The 19,374-nt window shown below is 43.2% G+C and carries 12 protein-coding genes; 10 read left to right on the forward strand and 2 right to left on the reverse strand.

Annotation, left to right across the window (positions count from 1 at the left end; all coding sequences use genetic code 11):
* Together QZ918_RS29720 and QZ918_RS29725 are read right to left on the reverse strand one after the other, a co-directional pair.
* Nucleotides 1-869: hypothetical protein (locus QZ918_RS29720; RefSeq protein WP_293341849.1), on the reverse strand; the 869-nt coding region annotated here is incomplete at its 3' end.
* A 722-nt stretch (nt 870-1,591) separates the two neighbouring features.
* The gene (locus tag QZ918_RS29725) at nt 1,592-2,638 is read right to left on the reverse strand and encodes an alpha/beta hydrolase (RefSeq protein WP_293341852.1); all 1,047 of its coding nucleotides are present in this window, start codon (nt 2,636-2,638) and stop codon (nt 1,592-1,594) included.
* Between the two features lie 195 nt (nt 2,639-2,833).
* On the opposite strand from QZ918_RS29725, the gene QZ918_RS29730 reads away from it, so the two are divergent.
* From QZ918_RS29730 to QZ918_RS29775, 10 genes are all read left to right on the forward strand, one after another.
* Complete coding sequence (locus QZ918_RS29730; protein WP_293341855.1) at nt 2,834-3,031, forward strand: hypothetical protein; 198 nt, start codon at nt 2,834-2,836, stop codon at nt 3,029-3,031.
* An 80-nt stretch (nt 3,032-3,111) separates the two neighbouring features.
* On the forward strand, nt 3,112-3,744 hold the full coding sequence (locus tag QZ918_RS29735) for a hypothetical protein (RefSeq protein ID WP_293341858.1): 633 nt from the start codon (nt 3,112-3,114) through the stop codon (nt 3,742-3,744).
* A 26-nt stretch (nt 3,745-3,770) separates the two neighbouring features.
* Nucleotides 3,771-4,682 carry a DUF1822 family protein gene (locus tag QZ918_RS29740; RefSeq protein ID WP_293341861.1) on the forward strand — a complete coding sequence of 304 codons (912 nt, stop codon included), beginning with the start codon at nt 3,771-3,773 and terminating at the stop codon, nt 4,680-4,682.
* A 270-nt stretch (nt 4,683-4,952) separates the two neighbouring features.
* Complete coding sequence (locus tag QZ918_RS29745) at nt 4,953-7,874, forward strand: pentapeptide repeat-containing protein (protein ID WP_293341864.1); 2,922 nt, start codon at nt 4,953-4,955, stop codon at nt 7,872-7,874.
* 572 nt (nt 7,875-8,446) lie between these two features.
* On the forward strand, nt 8,447-9,064 hold the full coding sequence (locus tag QZ918_RS29750) for a hypothetical protein (protein ID WP_293341867.1): 618 nt from the start codon (nt 8,447-8,449) through the stop codon (nt 9,062-9,064).
* A 27-nt stretch (nt 9,065-9,091) separates the two neighbouring features.
* The gene (locus QZ918_RS29755; protein WP_293341870.1) at nt 9,092-10,036 is read left to right on the forward strand and encodes a DUF1822 family protein; all 945 of its coding nucleotides are present in this window, start codon (nt 9,092-9,094) and stop codon (nt 10,034-10,036) included.
* 167 nt (nt 10,037-10,203) lie between these two features.
* Nucleotides 10,204-13,374, forward strand: a complete 3,171-nt coding sequence (locus QZ918_RS29760; protein WP_293341873.1) for a pentapeptide repeat-containing protein — start codon at nt 10,204-10,206, stop codon at nt 13,372-13,374.
* Nucleotides 13,375-13,449: 75 nt separating this feature from the next.
* Nucleotides 13,450-14,082: a type IV pilin-like G/H family protein gene (locus tag QZ918_RS29765; RefSeq protein ID WP_293341876.1), complete on the forward strand. Its 633-nt coding sequence runs from the start codon at nt 13,450-13,452 to the stop codon at nt 14,080-14,082.
* A gap of 282 nt (nt 14,083-14,364) precedes the next feature.
* Nucleotides 14,365-15,243 (forward strand): 3'(2'),5'-bisphosphate nucleotidase CysQ family protein, encoded by an 879-nt coding sequence (locus tag QZ918_RS29770; protein ID WP_293341879.1) that lies wholly within the window; start codon nt 14,365-14,367, stop codon nt 15,241-15,243.
* 498 nt (nt 15,244-15,741) lie between these two features.
* Nucleotides 15,742-19,374, forward strand: a 3,633-nt coding sequence (locus QZ918_RS29775) for a DUF4347 domain-containing protein (RefSeq protein WP_293341882.1), incomplete at its 3' end; no start/stop codon positions are given.

Below are 19,374 nucleotides of genomic sequence, written 5' to 3' on the forward strand. Positions count from 1 at the left end.
GCTTTCGTTTGAGCAACAGCAGGAGTTTGGTCGATCGCACTTTCCGGCTTAGTTTCTTTGTCAGCCAATGCAGTTGTTGTGGCTTTAGCTTGGGAAACAGCAGGAGTTTGGCCGATCGCACTTTCGGGCTTAGTTTCCTTTTCAGCTAATGCAGTTGTTGTGGCTTTAGCTTGGGAAACAGCAGGAGTTTGGTCGATCGCACTTTCCGGCTTAGTTTCTTTGTCAGCCAATGCAGTTGTTGTGGCTTTAGTGTCAGCAACAGCAGGAGTTTGGCCGATCGCACTTTCCGGCTTAGTTTCTTTGTCAGCCAATGCAGTTGTTGTGGCTTTAGCTTGGGAAACAGAAGCCGTTGAGGAAGTCGCTGTTTCTACTTTAGTTTCTTTGGCGGCTGAAGTAGCGGGAGTTTTCTCGGATGTTGTTTTATCTGTATTCTGAGGATTAGTCAAAGCATCGGTTGCTGAAAGAGTGTCATCTTTGGTTACACTTAACGGTGCATCTTTGCTGATTCCAGTTAAGGTATCTTTGACATCTGCCTTTGACTTTTCTGCAACTGTTTTGCTATCTGTCGAGGTGTTTAAACTGCTTTTTGATGGATCGGAAACAATCAATGAATCGTCGGCTTTTTTGTCGCGAATTGCAGGATCGATCGCACTTTTTGAATTGACAGAATCGCTGGAACTGGATAGCTTGTCTGTTGCAACAACTGGCTGAGTTTTACTGTCAATTAAAGCACTACCGCCAATATTTTGACTGTTGCTGCTGCTTAAAGGGTTGAGAATGGAATTTTTGGCAGCACTTCCCGGTAAAGTGTCAGGTTTTAAAACATCGATCGGCAAAAGGTTGCTAGAAACTTCATTTGTGGTAGCCATTGAAATTGCACTCCTAGTCTGTGATTGAATTAAAAGTGAGACAATGAACTGAAATGGGGCGATCGCTCGTTTTTCTAAAAGTGCGATCGGTCTGTTATTATTACTTACGGAATCCGAGTCAACTTTTTACGCAAATCTCGGAACTTTTTTTGAAAGAGCGCGATCTGCCTCTTGTTATTACTTACGGAATTCCATTAAAGTTTTTACGCAAATCTGAGAACTTTTTTTCAAAAGATTTGGTGTTTGTGAGTTGTTAGTCAGCGCAAAATCCGCCAGGGAATCAATTCCCTGTTTCATAGCTAAAGTCCTCTGAAGAGGACTGATAAATATGGGAAGAATTTATGTTTTCACCTAAATGCGATCGGAATATTTGATATTATTGCGGGAGATATTTAATTAATTCTTTAGTCCGTTCAAGAAGGACTGATGATGGCGGTAATTTATCTATGTTTGGCAGTCAGTTTTTAACTTACATCTTGCACCATTTTCAATAACCTGTAGGGGCGGGTTCGCCAAGGAATTTGAAGCTTACAAATAGGTTAAATAAACCCGCCCCACCCCACGAATAACTCCCAGATACCCCTTATCGACATTATTGATGCAAGATCTAAATTTTTAACCAACTTTCGCTATGAGGCGGGGGTTTGAACCACCGCCGGACTTGTGCTATGACGCGAAACTTTAAACCCCCAATGGACTACAACGAAGTGCAATATCTCAAATTAATCAACCGTTGAATTCACAACTTTCTGTTGCTGTTTCCGCTTCATCCGCCACCTCGAAACAACAGCACCAAAAGCTAAACTACCCAACACAGTAGTCGGTTCGGGAACTGGTTCGGGAACGCTGTCAGAAATCCCACCGCTAAAGCGGAAATTATGATCGTTAAAATCCCAATCTCCTCCTCCCCAGAGATCTTCAAATCCAACATCTGCTATTTCTGGAGCGATAAAGTTGACTCTAGCATGGGGTAGTCCATCCCCATTACGGGAACCCGGCCCCATGATAAAAGTATTTCTACTATTTTGAACGTAGATCCCAAAAATCAATTCTATTCCTCTAGAAAAACTTCCTAAATTGATTTTTTTTCCCACTTCCCAATTGGTGGCAATATATTGTTTTTTGGGTTGATAAAGACTCAAATGACTGGTGTAACGAGCTGTTATTGGTCTGAGAACTTCTACAAATACATCTTCCCCTGTTGAGAAGAGTTGACCTCCAACGATCGAGCGAGCGAGAGAGCGAGGTTTTGCTGGAGGAGACATTTTTCTGAGCGCATCAATAAAATTGTCTCGGGTGAGCTTATCTACGGGCAATTTTTTCAAAAATTCGATTAAAGTCAAGTTATTAGCTTTCTGAGCAAGCAATGTCTCGGCTTCTTGTCGCTCTGTTTGTGTGGAATTTGGCGGCAATAAACTTTTGACTAAATTTGATAAATCATTCGCAGAGTTTGGGTTGTTTTTGTTGATACTTATCGGCTGCTTTAGCTGTTTTTGAAGCTGTTGCAATAAAGATTGATCGTCGTCATTGATTTTGGCTATTGATGATAATAATCCATCCACAAAAATAAGATTGGATGGTACTTTACCAGTATTTACAAAATTTTCTAGCTCGGAAACCTTGACTTCTCCACCAGGAATTAGTAAAGAATATTGATCGGGAAGTACAATAGTTGTTGCTGCTAATCCCGGTGCGGCAATTCCAAAACTAAACCCTAATGCTAAAGTCCATAAACTTCCTCGGACAAACAAATTTGAAATTGACGGCATGAATTTCACCCCAGTTTGCATAAAATAGATCGAGCCCGATCGCCCTTAAATCACGACAACACTTAGAGAGGGCACGCCTGCGATCGCAAACAGTGCCCCGTCAATATTGATTACGGAAGCCGGTCAAACTTTTTACGCAAATCTCAAAACTTTTTTTCAGATATGTCTCAAACCCAGACATATCAATAGATCCGGGTGACTCACCCCCCCAAACAAGAAACCGGGTTTCTGGCAAAGACTGTGCATCAAAGCCAATATTTTCAGCCAGAAACCCGGTTTCTGAGAATGGTGCATATCGGCTACAACGCAGAATTTTCGTCAAAAATCCGGTTCCTGACCGCCCGATCGCCCTTAGATGTAAAGTTTTGTAACAATCATGCTCAAAATGCGTAAAAACTTGCGACTTTACCCGAAACCTAAATAGAAGTTCTACCAGACTGCACGAAAATGCCATGAGAAGTGAGGGGATTGAGATGGAGGAAGAAGAAGAAATCGATTTGCAGCTTCAACGGCTAGCTATTGAAGCGCAAAGCCACCCAATACGCAGCCGCGAGCGAAACAGAGCGTTAAACAGCTTAATTCGGGAAATTCAACGTTGTCCCAGAATTGCCCGTCCCTCCATAGATTCGCATCTTCGTCATAGTTATGAAGACATTTATAACGAAGCACTTGCGAGAACATTCGAGCATATCTGTCAAAGAATTGATACCTATGATTCGCAAAACCCGGTAATGGCTTGGGTTAATTACTTCTTTAAATTGAGATTCAAAGATGTTTCAAGGGAACGTATGAAAGAAATCAAAAACGTTGAATCACTTTCATTGGAAGATTTAGAACACAAGGCAATTCAAAGATCGCAACTCGAAATGGAAGATACCGAAATCTTTCGTGAATTAATCGAACAAGACCCAGATGAAATTTTTAGAAATAAATCGGTACGCGGTCGTCCAGATATTACATTACAAGAGGTGATTTTAGCAAGAATGGATGACGCCACCTGGGAAAATATCGGCGATCGATTTGGGATTTCACCTCAAACAGCTTCGAGTTTTTTTCAGCGAAGTTTGCGCGATCGTACCGATTACATTCGCAATAAGCTACAGTAGATTTGAGCGGTGGAGCGCTGAAAATAATGATGAGTCAAACGATCGAACCGATAACTTTCACAGTGCCGCTATCTTTTGAAGCGCACGAAATTGCCGAACAGTGCGGCAAGCAATCTAACCAGAAAAACTTCAAACAAGTTTATCTCAATACTCTCGCAGTGTACGCGCTAGATTATTATCTGCGGTGCATGGGATTCGAGACGGATTGGCCGGTGAGCGACAGCCGCAATCCGTTAATGCTGAAACTTATGGATGTAGCAGATTTAGACGTTAAACAGGTAGGAAAAATAGAATGCCGTCCCGTCTTATCCGATGCAGAAACTTGTCACATTCCCTACGATGCTTGGGGAGACAGAATTGGTTATGTAGCGGTACATTTAGACGAATCATTGAAGCAAGCAAGGCTGTTAGGTTTTACCAAAACAGCAGCTAAAGAAGTAGCTTTGAATGAAATGAGTGCGATCGAAGATTTGCTGACCTACATGAATCGCATTCAACAACTGAAACCAGTAAAATTAACGAATTGGTTTGAGGATGTTTTCGATGCAGGATGGCAAGTAATGAACGAGCTGTTAAATCCCGAACAATTGCAGCTTAATTTTAGAAACAACAGCACAGTATCGATCGAGCGCGGTCAGAAAATAGACTTGGGAATGCAGCTAGCAGAATCATCATTAGCACTGGTAGTGACGCTCCCACCAGAAGCAAATTCAGAAGTAGACATTCGGGTGCAAGTGTATCCGATGGGAAATCAAACTTATTTACCTCCAGGCTTGAAAATGATATTGGTGGATGAGTTAGAAGAGGTACTTTTGGAGGCTGAATCGAGAGAATCTGATAACTTTCTTAAGTTTGAATTTAGTTCTGAATTAAGAGAATTGTTCAGCATTACTGTAGCATTGGGAGAAGCAAGCGTGACGCAATCTTTTCTAGTGTAATAGTCTCTCGATCGCCCCTAACCGGCAGGGCAGTTTCATTCTCCAAAAAACGAGGATTCTGTAGGGGTAGTGCCCCGTGCCTACCCCCCCCACCGACCATTTTTCGGTCATTTCAGACGCTTCGGGCGGGCACGGGGGCACCGCCCCTACCAACTATCTGGGCGGGCACGGGGGCACCGCCCCTACCAACTATCTGGGCGGGCACGGGGGCACCGCCCCTACCAACTATCTGGGCGGGCACGGGGGCACCGCCCCTACCAACTATCAACTATGTCATCACTAATCTTGCAAAACTTTCGCAATCAAAATCTCCAAGGCCGTTCTTTCAAAGGCCGGGATTTAACTAATACAGATTTTTCCGGTGCAGATATTCGAGGTGCAGACTTTACCAATGCAAATCTCGAGGGTGCTAACTTCAAAAATGCCACAGCCGGATTAACACCTCGCAGGGTATTAATAGTAGTAATAATTGCAGCTTCACTGTCAGGGATTGGAGGGGCTGCCTCTGTATTTACTGCGGAGATTGTAGGCTCGTCTTTGATATCCATATACAACCGGGAATTCATTATCATCCTGTTTTTAGTAATGGCATTTTTATGGGTTGCGATCGTTAGTCAAGGCATCTTAAAAGCTTTGGGATATTCAGCTATTGCAGTTGCTGTATTGATAGCTTTAATTAGTATTTTAGGTGGCATATCCGATGACGGGCATCCGATATTATCTTGGATGAGAAATTTTAGAGTTGGTTGGGTAATGGATGCTTTCAATGGTAAATTCAAGGCAGAGGGTAATTCTATTCCCTATTTAATTACAGATTTATTTCAGACTACTGCCGGAATCATGACTGTAGTAATACCTTTGTCTTTAGCCATTGCTTTAGCTAAGGTAGTGGGAGGAAACAAATTGGCAGGTTTAGTTATATTTGAGGCAGTAGCTACAAGCGGGCTTGCTACATTTTTTACTATCAGAAATTCAACTAGGTCTTTAAAAGAGCAGCTTTTAGTTAAAGCAGGAATAGTTAATACAAACAATCAATGCAGTAGAAGTGATTTTAATGATTTTGTCGCCGATTGGTGTTACAAATTCGCCGATCCGCCTTTAGTGATTGCCATTATCACTGCGACTGTCATTTTAGCTTTAGCTTGGGTTGGATTGGGAATTTATGTCGCCAGAAGAGTGTTAGCAGAAGACGATAAATACGCCTTAATTCGCCAATTAGCAGTTATTATTGGAGGAATCGGTGGCACCAGCTTTCGCGACGCTAAATTAGCCAATACTAACTTCACTGAAGCTATCCTCAAAAACACCGATTTTAGATTTGCGACAATCTACCGCACGCTGTGGCGTCACGCTAAGTCGATCGAATGGGCGAGAGTAGATGAGACAATATTAATTAATCCAGCAGTGCGAGATTTGCTTGTCACCGGCAACGGTTATCAAAAATCCTATCAAGGTATGGATTTGAGAGGAGCAAACTTGATCGGTGCACACCTCAACTACGCCAAAATGCAAACAGCAGACCTCAGTCAAGCGACTTTAGAAGCTGCTAATTTAGAATATGCAATTTTAACTCAAGTTCAGGCGATCGGCACCGATTTTAGCAGTGCCAAAATGACAGGAGTTTGCGGTTTGGGAACTTGGAATATTGACAGCACTACTAAACTAGAATGGGTTGATTGTAAATGGGTTTATTTACTAGAAGAACCGAAACCGAGAACCGACGATCGCGAACGCCGTCCCAGCAGTGGCGAATATAAACCCGGAGAATTTACCAGTTTTTTTCAACAAGTTGTTAACACAGTTGACTTTATCTTCGATCGCGGTGTTGACTGGAAAGCCTTCGCCAAATCTTTGCATCAAGTGCAAGTAGAAAATCAAGATATAGAACTAAAAATTCAGAGTATTGAAAACAAAGGCAATGGAATAGTCGTCAAAGTTAGCGTACCTCCTGACGCCGACAAAGCAAAAATTCACCAAGACTTCAACCTTTTCTATGAAGAAATGCTCCAACTAATGGGAGTAGAAACACCCGCCCTGCAAAACTCCGCAGAACAGCGTCAATATTTGATGTCAGTAATGGAGGAAATGGTCAGACCTTTATCCGAACAAGTAGTTTTCTTAAGGTTCGATCGAGGCGATTTGGAACAAGGATTTAAAGTAACTTCTCAAATTTGGTGCGATCGCCATCGTTACCCAATAATTTTAACAAGCAATTTGCCACCTAAACCAGAACTTACGCAGCGCTATCAACAGTGGCAAGAAATGTATAAAAGTCAAATCATAAACCAAAACAGTCGCATTAAAATCAATAAAGCTCAAATCACTAACTTTTCCAAACAAGAGCTAAAAAACCTAGCGACAGAAGTAGAAAATGACGTGCAAGATTGGTTGCGATCGCCCGATTTTTCTCAAGTAGAACAGGCATTGCACGACAACTTAAAATATGATGGTGAATTGCGAATTATCGTACAAACAGAAGATAACTTGCTGCGAAAACTTCCCTGGCATCGGTGGGAGTTTTTTAAGAACTATTCTCAAGCAGAAGTTGCTTTAAGCCGCAGAGAATGTAATAGAGTCAAAAAATCGTTCCCGTCCAGAAACAAAGTAAGAATCTTGGCAATTCTGGGTGACTGTACGGGAATTAATGTCGATAAAGACAGGCAAGTTTTGGAGAATTTGTCAGAAGCAGAAACAGTATTTTTGGTAAAACCAACTTACGAGAAACTTGAGGAGTATCTCGCCGATGAAACAGGCTGGGATATCTTGTGCTTTTCCGGTCACAGTCAGAGCGAAGTTGACGGCAATACGGGGGTGATTTATATCAATGAAACAGATAAATTAACCGTGGGACAGCTCAAACATTCTTTGAAAATAGCGATCGAACGCGGTTTAGAAATAGCAATTTTCAACTCTTGCGATGGTTTGGGATTGGGAAAACAATTAGCAGATTTAGATATTCCCCAAATTATCGTAATGCGAGAACCGGTGCCGGATGCGATCGCCCAGGAGTTTTTAAAAGTTTTTCTACAAGCCTTTGCTGGCGGCAATTCTTTTTACACTTCCGTGCGGAAAGCACGAGAAAGATTGAAAAAAAGTTGGGATGAAAAAATTCCAGGTGCTAGTTGGTTGCCTGTTATTTGTCAAAATCAAGCTGAGTCTCCCAAGACTTGGCAAGAATTATTAAGGAAGTGATTGATGGTGAGTTAAATAATTGTAAATCATATGTAAAACTCTTACTCCCTCCCCTTAGCAAGGGGAAGGTTGGGGTGGGGTTAAAAATTTATGACTGTCACGAAGCGATATATAAAATTCTTACTCCCTCCCCTTAGCAAGGGGAGGGTTGGGGTGGGGTTAAAAATTTATGACTCTCACGAAGGGATATATAAAATTCTTACTCCCTCCCCTTAGTAAGGGGAGGGTTGGGGTGGGGTTAAAAATTTATGACTCTCACGAAGGGATATATAAAACTCTTACTCCCTAAGTATTTGGGGGTTATTCGTGGGGGAGGGCGGGTTTATTTAACTTGTCTGCAAGTTTTAAGGCTGTTAGTGAACCCGCCCCTACAGCTTCTTGAAAAAGGTGCAATATCTCAGTTACAAAGAATTTTCCTAAAAAAACCCCGTTTCTAACTGCCCCTACGCCCTCAAATGTAAAGCTTTGTAACAATATTCTCAAAATGCGTAAAAACTGGCGGCTGTACCCGAAATCTAAATAGGAGTTCCACCAAAGCGTACAAAAATCGCCAGCAGAGTGAGGAGATTTAGATGGATGATGAACTAAAACAGCTAGCTGTTAAAGCTCAAAGCTACCCAGACGGTAGCCCTCAGCGACAGACAGCATTAACCGCATTGATGGACGCAATTTGGCGGTCTGGAAAATTGGGTCATCCCCAAAGGAGTTCATGGAAGCCTGATACTTATGAAGATATTTATAGCGAAGCACTTCTCAAAACATTTGAGTATATTCGTGAAAAGATTGACATTTACGATCCAGAAAGACCTTTGATGGGTTGGGTTAATTGGTTAATCAAGCAGCGATTTTCTACTGCCTCTGAAAAATATATGAATCAAAGAAGACGCAAAATTCTTTCCCTCGATGACCTAGACATAGAAAACATTCCACAAGAAATGCGATCGAATGAAACCCATGAAATGCTTCGTGAATTAATCCAAGAAGATCCGGACGGTGTTTTTAGAAGTGTGTCAGTGAGAAATCGCCAGGATATCACTTGGCAAGATATCGCTAAAGCCAATATATTAGATGATGAGAAATGGGATAGCATTGCTCAAAGACTTGGTGTGCGACGGATTTCAACTATTAACAGCTTTTATCACAATAATTTGCGTAAATTCAGGGATTACATTCGTAATAAATTGCAGTAATACTTAAGCAAGCAGGTAGAACCAAAAATGATGAGTAAAACGATCGAACCCGTAACTTTCACAATCCCGCTATCCTTTGCGGCCCACGACATCGCCCAACAATACGCGCAACTGTCCGGCCCGAAAAAATTCAAGCAAGCTTATCTCAATACCCTAGCAGTATATGCAGTAGATTATTATCTGCGCTTAATGGGATTTGAAACGAATTGGGAACACAGCGACAGTCGCGATTCAGTGATGCTGAAATTTCTGGATGTCGCCGATTTAGATGTTGTCGGTATTGGCAAAATTGAATGCCGCCCTGTCTTGCCAGATGCTGGAAATTGTCACATTCCCTTCGATGTTTGGGACGATCGCATTTGTTACGTTGCCGTACAGTTGAACCAATCCTTACAAGCAGCAACGCTATTAGGATTCACTCAAACAGCCGCCGCAGAAATCCCCTTGACAAATCTGAGAAAGTTTGATAACTTTCTCGAATACTTGAACGATCGAAGACAAACAGCAACTGCAAATACTAAGAGCGATCGCCCGCAATTCATTAACTTAAAACAATGGTTTGATGGGGTTTTTGAGGAAACTTGGCTGACTGTCGAACAGTTGTTTAATCCGCAAAAAGTTGAACTGATTCGTTTCAAAAATGTAGTTCCGATCGTCCGAGGCCAGCAAATTGACTTAGGAATGGAACTTGCAGGTGCTGCGGTAGCGTTGATAGTTACGTTACCGCCAAAATCGGATTCTGAAGTGGAAGTTACGCTACAAGTACACCCGATCGGCGATTCAGTTTATTTACCAAAAGGAGTTAAATTGATGGTGCAAGATGAATCGGCAGAAACTGTTTTAATTGACGCAGAAGCCAGGGATGCAGATAACTTCATCCAGTTAAAAATCGACAGCGTTGAATCGGGAGAATGCTTTAAAGTTACTGTTGCTTTAGGAGCAGCAAGTGTCACAGAAAAGTTTTGTTTTTAAAATCAACGTAGGGGCCGTGCCCCCGTGCCGGCCCGAAGGCCTGAAGGTGGAGGGGTAGGCACGGGGGCACTACCCCTACAAATCCCCGCCGGGGTAGGCATAATAACCCGGTTTCTTTTGCCAGATTCGTAACGATTGAACTATTAATTAACTGTTCTCTAAAAATCATGCTGCAAGACTTCAGAGGCCAAAATCTTCAAGGACGATCGTTCAAAAATAAAAACCTCACCAATACAGATTTTTCCGGTGCAGATATTCGAGGTGCAGATTTTACAGGAGTAAATCTTGCCGGTGCTAACTTCAACAAAGCCATCGCAGGATTAGCACCTCGTCAAGTATTTAGAGTAGTAGTAATTGCGGGACTATTATCATTAATGTCTGGTGCTGCTGCTACAGTAGTTTCAGATGCAACATTCCAATTTGTCTTGCCAAGAACTCGGGAAGAAGAGAGTTATATTCTAACTTGTATCGCCCTTTTAACTATTGTAATTATCTCGATCTCGATCGTTCGCCAAGGTATCCAAAAAGTTGTGGGATATTTAGCAGTTGCTGGTGCTGTATTAGTTCCTGCGATGGGTATTTTAGATGCCCTGCCAATTACACCGCTACCGTGGTGGGCGGCGGCTTTTCGAGTTGGCGCATTAATAGAAGCTTTTGCTGGCAAAAGTCCTAATTTTATGTCGAAATTAATTGTGACTTTAATTGTGACTGCTGCCGGCAGCGTGGCTGTAGCCTTCGCATTAGCTTTAGCTGTTACTTTAGCTGCGATTGTTGCAGATGAAAGACTGACAGGTTTAGTAATATTTGAGGCAGTAGCGATAAGCGCGATCGCCGCAGTTTTTATGGTTAAAAATACCTCTGGCTATTTCAAAAGGCTTCTGTTAATTGAAGCAGGGAAAGTTGACAGTCAAGGCAATAATTGCTTCTATGTTATACTAAAATGCGAGGAGGAACTCCCCGATCCGCCGATAATTATTGCGATCGTCATTGCTGCTGTAATTTTAGCTTTAGCTATAGTAGCCTTAGGAATTTACGTCGCTAACAGAGTTTTAGCAAAAGATGATAAATACGCCTTAATTCGCCAGTTAGCAGTTGCTATTGCAGGAATCGGCGGCACCAGCTTTCGCCGTGCAAATTTAACTAACGCCAATTTCAGTCACGCCACCCTAAAAAACACCGATTTTACGCAAAGCAATATCACCCGCACTCTGTGGCACAAAAGCTTGATGCTTGACTGGGCAATACCGGGCGAAACCATCTTAAATAACCCAGCAGTTCGAGACTTATTAGTCACCAGAAATGGTATAGAAAAATCCTACGAACAAGCCAATCTTCGGGGAGCCAATTTAAGCGATGCCGATCTTTTTGGTATCAATCTCAGAAATGCCGATCTCACCGATGCTACCCTCCAAGCTGCTAATTTAGAACAAGCGAATTTAACTCAAGTTCAAGCGATTGGTGCCGATTTTAGTAACGCTCAAATGACAGGAGTTTGCGGTTTGGGAAGCTGGAATATTGACAGTACCACAAACTTAGAATGGGCAGACAGTCGGTGGATTTACTTGTTAGAAGATGCCAAGCCTGAAACGGACGATCGAGAACGCCGCCCCCACAACGGAGAATTTGCACTGGGTGAATTTACTAAGTTTTTTCAAGAAGTAACAAATACAGTTGATTTAATATTTCGCCGAGGCCTCGATGCCACAGCTTTCAATGAATCTTTCAGACAGGTGCAAGTGCAAAATGAAGGCACTCCATTGCAAATTCAAGCAATAGAAAATAAAGGCGATGGCGTAGTTGTCGTCAAAGTTAGCGTTCCCGCAACTGCCGATAAAGCTAGAATTCATCAGGATTTCAAGCAAGCTTATGATGAAACAGTAGCAGCCTTAGATGCCAAATATCGATCGGAGTTAAACAGTCAATCCCTGCAAATCGAACGCATCAAACAGGAACAGATTAACAACCTAGCACTGATCCAACAGCTAACAGCGAAAAAACCCGATCGCCTTGTTGTCATCACTATAGAAAAAGCCCCGGAAAATCAATCCTTAACTGTTAGAGTTAATATTTGGTCTGATGACGGCTATTTTTTGCCTACAAACTTTAAGAGAGAGTTACCGCCGATCGCAGAAATTTTACCTCTTTACCGCCAGTGGCAAACGCAGTATAAGTCTGGAGTTACTTCTCAGGTAAACAGAGGATATTCTCATGTCAAAAAAGAAATTCATACTTCTCCCAGCACTCTTGTACCCCCCCTTAGCAAGGGGGGGTTAGGGGGGGTAAAAGAGTGTTCCACCATCGCGAAGAAATCGTATTACAGCAGATTTAAAGTTGATGCAATACGGTGGCAAGGCTTGGTAAATTATTCTCGCAAGTGTTGCAAATTAATGCCTGCTTTTTTTACCAGGCATCCGCTGTCTTCCAAAACCGACACTCCAAATTTTTACCGAATTAAAATTAACAAAAATCAAACTACAAATTTTTCTGTTAAAGACTTAAAAACCTCAGCCGAACAGTTAGAGAGTAGCTTAAATACTTGGCTGAAATCCGCATCATTTCACGAGATCGAGCGTATATTGCGTCAAAACTTCGACCCAAAAGACGAAGTGCGAATTGCAATCCAAACTGAAGATGACTTGTTGTGGAGATTGCCGTGGAATTGTTGGGATTTTTTGGCAGAGTATCGAAAAGCTGAAATTGCTTTTAGCGGGCCGAATAATGACAGAATTGTCAAAAATCGCGATCGCACTCAGTTGAGAATTTTAGCTATTTTTGGGGACAGTACGGGGCTCGATCTGAATGCAGATAAGGAAACTTTGAAAAGTTTACCAGCTCAGGTGGACTTTTTGGAACAGCCAAGTAGGGAAGAGTTCGATCGCTATCTTGGAGATGCACGAGGTTGGGACATTCTTTGTTTTTCGGGGCACAGCTATAGCGAAGCTGATAGCAGCAAGGGTTTTATTCATATCAATTCGCAAGAACAACTGACAATTGAAGAGTTAAAAGAGGTTTTTTCGGGGGCGATATCCCGCAATTTGCAACTAGCAATATTCAACTCTTGCGACGGTTTGGGACTTGCGAGACAGCTAGCTGATTTGTATTTACCTCAAATGATCGTGATGCGCGAACCCGTGTCCGATCGCGCCGCCCAAGAGTTTTTAAAATCCTTTTTGAGGTATTATGCTAGTGGTAATTCTTTATACGTGTCGGTGCGGCAAGCACGAAATCATTTGCAAAATATTGAAGGCTGTCCCTATGCGAGTTGGCTGCCTGCGATATGGCAGAATTTAGCAGAAATTCCCCAAAATTGGGAAAGACTTTCAGATTCTACTAATTGAGTTGTATGGTGATTTTAGTTGCCTGAAAACAGGGGGATGTTGGTTGTGGTTAATTATCTAGCAGATTCCAGGTTTATGAAGTACACTATTCCCCTTAGTAAGGGGGGGTTGGGGGGCGTAAAAAATGTTGGGAAGCGTCGCTCTCTCCCGGGGAATTGCCCGCGCGATATTTCTGCCAGCGGGTTCACTTTAATTGAGTTGATGGTTGTCATTTTTATTATTGGGATTTTATCTGCGATCGCTCTCCCTACCTTCTTCAGGTTAATCAACAAAGCTAAAGAAAGTGAAGCCACACAATATATTAGCTATTTGAACAAACACCAAACCGCGCAATATTACGAAACAACGGGATTTACCAACTCTTTCGGATCGCTTTCATTTTCCAAAGATCCAACGGCAACTTCTGCTGCTGCTATTTTGAAAGGTTTTGGCTTTTCTGTGCAAGAAAGCAAGAATTATTTGTATGGTATCAAAGTTGCGACTCACAATGGCTATCCAATTGCAGCTCAAGTAGCTGTGTCTAAAAATTTAGGTGTGCGATCTTATTTTGGAATTATCTACGCCTACGAAAATAATATCGTAGTTCCGTGCGGCCCGGTTGCTGTTGATTTGAGTTTGGCTTCCCCGGTGCTTAAACAAGTACAGATGGTGACACAATTTCTAGCCACTCCTGAGATTTATTGTCCTTATCCTAATTTCATAAAATAGTGCTACATTTAGTAAATGTAGTTTTTGTTACCTAGTACCCAAATATAACTGGAGTTTAGACTAAGTCGTAGGGTTCGTCAGTCGGGGTTTTTTCGATTATCATCAAGTAGATGCAATAGAGCTATTGCAAAAATACAAAGCACCCCACCCCAACCCTCCCCTTGGTAAGGGGAGGGGGTAAGATTATTCTTGTTTCCCCCCCCGGGAGGGGGGACTTGCGGGGGGTAAATTTGACTTTTGCAAGAGTTCTAATCTGAGGCACCCTACTTTAATCAATCAAACATGAAAAATCTCGAACAATTAAGCGAAATTGCCCAGGCCGCCGCTTGGGGTGCCACAGATATTTTACAATCCTATTATCGCCCTGATGCCAATACTCCCAACCTGGACATTCAAGAACAAAAAGACGGCCCAGTTACTGCCGCTGATGTCGCTGTCAATTCTTATATTCTCGATGAATTGCAGTCGGTTTTAGGGAATGCAGAATTTGGCTACCTCAGCGAAGAAACTTACAAATCTTATTTAGAAAGTTGTGGCAAAGTTCCTTTACCTCAATCTTGGGTTTGGATTATTGATCCTTTGGATGGAACGCGCGATTTTATTGACAAGACTGGTGAATTTGCCGTTCATATTGCTTTAGCTTTTGAGGGAAGACCAATATTAGCGGTTGTGGCTTGGCCAGAAAAGCAAAAGATTTATTATGCCATCCGCGATGCTGGTGCTTTTGGGGAAATTCGCGGGGGTTCTGCGGTGAAATTGCAGGTTTCTGCGCGCAATATAGTGGCAGATTTATCTATAGTAACCAGTCGCAGTCACCGGGACGATCGCCTAAATCGACTATTGCAAAAATTTCCCTGCCAAAATCAACTGGCTGTGGGTAGCATCGGCTGCAAGATTGCGACGATTGTGGAACAAAAAGCTGATGTTTATATTGCCCTTTCCGGGAAGTCGGCGCCGAAGGATTGGGATTTGGCGGCGCCGGAATTGATTTTGACGGAAGCGGGCGGGCGATTTACTCGTTTTGATGGTTCTGCTTTGCAATACAACCGAGGAGATGTCAGTCAGTGGGGGGGGTTGTTGGCGAGTAACGGTTGCTGTCACGATGCTTTGTGCAGGGATGCTGAGGGGATTTTGGCGGAGATTGATTCGGGTTTGCGGTAATCAGGTTGGCTTGTAGTGAGGAATGCGAGTTCTGGGAATGGATGCGGACTGAAGTCCTCACTACGAACCTGGTTGGCTTGTAGTGAGGAATGCGAGTTCTGGGAATGGATGCGGACTGAAGTCCTCACTACGAACCTGTTTTTTTATTGCACCTAACATTATAAGCTGAATTATGTATTAATTGTCATGTTTGAGTTCTCAGTACAATGCACTTACATTTTAAAAATGTTTGTGGTATATGCTGCTTGCATTCATCGCAGTAATTGTACTTAAGTATTTTTTGCTCTTTATCGGTACTTTAATTAACAAGCTCTTTTTAAAGAAAACTTTATATAGCTCTGCCAAAAAAACTGTTATTGTAGCTACAACAGATCAGAAATAACCGAATTTTTACGCAGAACTGCTGTGTCTGTGTAAATCAAAATTGATATATAGTTTCGGACGCCAGTCACGAAATTGGGGAGTTATTGTCTTTTTTTTACCCCAAATAGGTGTATTATGTCGAATTTAAATGCTCCAGTTTCAGTAAAGTCGATCGCCTTTATCGACACTCAAGTACCAAATTATCAAAGTTTGGTGGCTGGGGTAACACCGGGTACGGAAGTTGTGGTGTTAGATGGGAACGAAGATGCGATCGCACAAATTACTCAAATTTTAGCTCTTCGTACCAATATAGACAGCATTCACATCGTTTCTCACGGTGCTCCGGGTAGTTTGCAAGTGGGAAATGGCTGTTTGAGTGCAGATAATTTGTCAGCTTATTCCGAGCAATTGCAGCAGTGGCGGAGTGCTTTTTCTCAAGATGCTGAGATTTTAATTTATGGTTGCAATGTGGCAGGGGTATCTCGCGTTTGTCCGACAGCCCGACAGGGAATTAATTCCCCGTCTCATAGCAGAAGTCGGCTTCAACCGACTGAGGATAATTTCAATAAACCATTTAATCAACAGTCCCTGAGTGAGGACTTTGGCGCTCGAATGGGGCTTGAAACGAACGGCGGATCGGATGAATATGCGATAGTTCATGAACGGGCGATCGATATAGATGGTTTCGCCTTTATTAAAAGAATTGCTCAACTTACAAATACAAACATTGCTGCATCCAAAAAACTTACGGGAAGCATAGCAAAGGGTGGCGACTGGGAACTAGAAACACAAACAGGAAAAATTAAAACACCGCTGGTATTTCAGGAAGATGCGATCGCAAATTACGATCGTGTTCTCTCTAGTTTCAGCACTGCAACTAATTTTCCAATGGCATCAGATGCCTTCGTTCCTTCAGTAGATTACAACGGCGACGGTATCTTCGACTTAGTAATAGGCGGCGGAGTTTTCTTAGCTGATGGGAATGGCAGTTTTAAACAGCCCATGAGCTTTAGCGGAGGCCCGTCAAGACTTGGCAACTTTAACGGCGACACAATATTAGACTTAGCAACAGCAAATCCAGTCTTTTCTGGCACTGTCTCAATTAGGCCAGGAAACGGCACTGGTGGCTTTGGTGCGCCTATAAACTCAAAAGTAGGGAACACTCCCCTATCTATCGCCATTGGTAACTTTAATGCCGACACCTTCCCCGATTTGGCTGTGGTAAATGGCAACCCTCAAGGTGGTGGCAGCGTCTCAATTTTGTTGGGGAATGGCACTGGTGGCTTTGGCCCGGCCACCAGCTTTGGTGTCGGAGGAATTCCCGCTTCAGTTGCTGTGGGAAATTTTAACGCCGATAACTTTCTTGACTTAGCAGTGGGGAACAGTCTTTCTAATAATGTCTCAATTCTATTAGGAAATGGCACTGGCGGTTTTAGTGCTGCCACTAACTTTAGTACGGGGCAAAATCCCAATTCCGTTATTGTTGCCGACTTTAACGCAGATGGCAAAACCGACATAGTAACAGCCAACAACGGTTCTAACAACGTCTCAATTTTATTAGGTAATGGTACTGGAGGTTTTAGTACCGCCACTAATTTCACAGCGGGAACAAAGTCTAATGCCGTTACAGCAGCAGATTTGAACGGCGACGGCAAACTCGATTTAGCAGTATCGAACTCCGGCTCTACCAACCTATCAATTTTACTGGGAAATGGCGCTGGAGGATTTAGTTCGCCGATCGACTTTGAGTTGATGGGGAAAAACCCTGGGAGGGTAACAGTCAACGATTTTAACAACGATTCCCTACCCGACTTGGCAGTAACGGTAACAAACGGAGATTCTAGCAATGTCTCTATTCTACTGAATACACCCAACACAGTCAATTTTGGGGCGGCAACCTACAGCAGTACAGAAGGGACAACAGACACAGTAGTTAATATTCCTGTAACTCTCAGCGGTGGCACTCCCTTGAATGATGTAGTCGTACCAATTGCGATCGACCCCAGCAGCACGGCAACCCAAAATTCAGACTACACTATTGCCCCGACATCGATTACATTCCCCGCAAATGCAACAGGCGCCGCACTCACCAAAAATGTTGCAGTTACTATCAAACCCGACAACATAGCTGAAAACGCCGAAACCGCAATTCTCAACTTCGGTAAAATTACCGGAGGCGTTGCGGGTACAACCAAACAAACAACACTAACTATTGCACCTAACGGTACTGTTTCCTATGCGGTTGCTGCGGGTATTGCGAGCATTCCCGAAGGCAATAGTGGCACAACTCCTCTGACTTTTACAGTGACTCGTAGTGGCGACACTGGCGGGGCTAGTAGCGTCAATTATTTAATCGGCGAAACTGCTACTAACGGCAGCGATTACAAAAATATAGGTGGCACTTCTGGGGCAACAGGTACCACAGGCACGATTAATTTTGCCGCCGGTGAAACATCGAAAACTATTACTCTGGATGTGTTAGGCGACACCATAGTTGAAGCCGACGAAACTATTGTCGTCCTCCTATCAAATCCTACAGGTGCGGGCGTAACACCGACAATTACCACTACTAGCGCTATCACAACGATCGCCAATGATGACAAAGCTGGTGTTACTGTTAGCCCAATTACGGGATTAACTACGACTGAACTCGGCGGGAAAGCTACTTTTACAGTCAAGCTCAATTCTCAACCGAGTGCTAACGTTACCTTCGGCTTGAGCAGTTCCAATGTTGCAGAAGGAACTGTTTCTCCTAATAGCATAACTTTCACTCCGGCTGACTACAGTCAACCGAAAATAGTAACAGTGACTGGGGTTGACGATTTGGTGGCTGATGGAAATGTAGTTTACAAAGTTGTCACGGCGGCTGCTGTCAGCACCGATCCTATTTACAGAAATCTCAATCCCGATGATGTCACAGTCACCAACAGTGACAATGAAACTCCGGGAATTACGGTCAATCCTACGGCGGGATTAACTACGGGCGAAGATGGCAGCAAGGCTAACTTTGCTGTGGTTTTGAATACTAAACCAATTGCTGATGTGACTATTGGTTTGAACAGTTCCAATATTGCGGAAGGAACTGTTTCGACTCCTAGTTTGACTTTCACTCCGGCTAACTGGGATACACCGCAACCGGTAACAGTAACTGGGGTTGATGACAGCATTGGTGACGGCGATATTGAGTACAAAATTATCACCGCGAATACTGTTAGTACAGACACCAATTACAGCAACAAAGATGTAGCGGATGTTGGTATTAGCAACAAGGACAATGATACGGCTAGTATTTCTATTACTCCCACGGAAATAACTGCTACAGAAGGCGGTGCAAACGGTACGTACAATGTGGTGCTGAAATCGCAGCCAACAGCCGCCGTTACGATCGCTCTCACAACAGGTAGTCAAATAGAGCCGATCGCCCCTATCACTTTCACTCCCAACACTTGGAATATCGCTCAACCCGTTACGGTGATAGCTGTTGATGATGCGATCGTCGAAGGCGCACACAGCGGTCAGATTACTCACAGTGTTATCAGTGCCGATGTTAAGTATAACGGGATTGCGGTTGCGGGGGTTGTAGGGGCGATCGCCGATAACGATGTAGCACCGACTCCAACTCCGACACCGATTACAACTCCGACTCCAACTCCGACACCGATTACAACTCCGACACCGGCTCCGACACCGATTACAACTCCGACTCCAACTCCGACACCGATTACAACTCCGACACCGGCTCCGACACCGATTACAACTCCGACACCG

Origin of the sequence: Microcoleus sp. CAWBG58 (assembly GCF_020883045.1) — a bacterium.
GTDB lineage: Bacteria > Cyanobacteriota > Cyanobacteriia > Cyanobacteriales > Microcoleaceae > Microcoleus.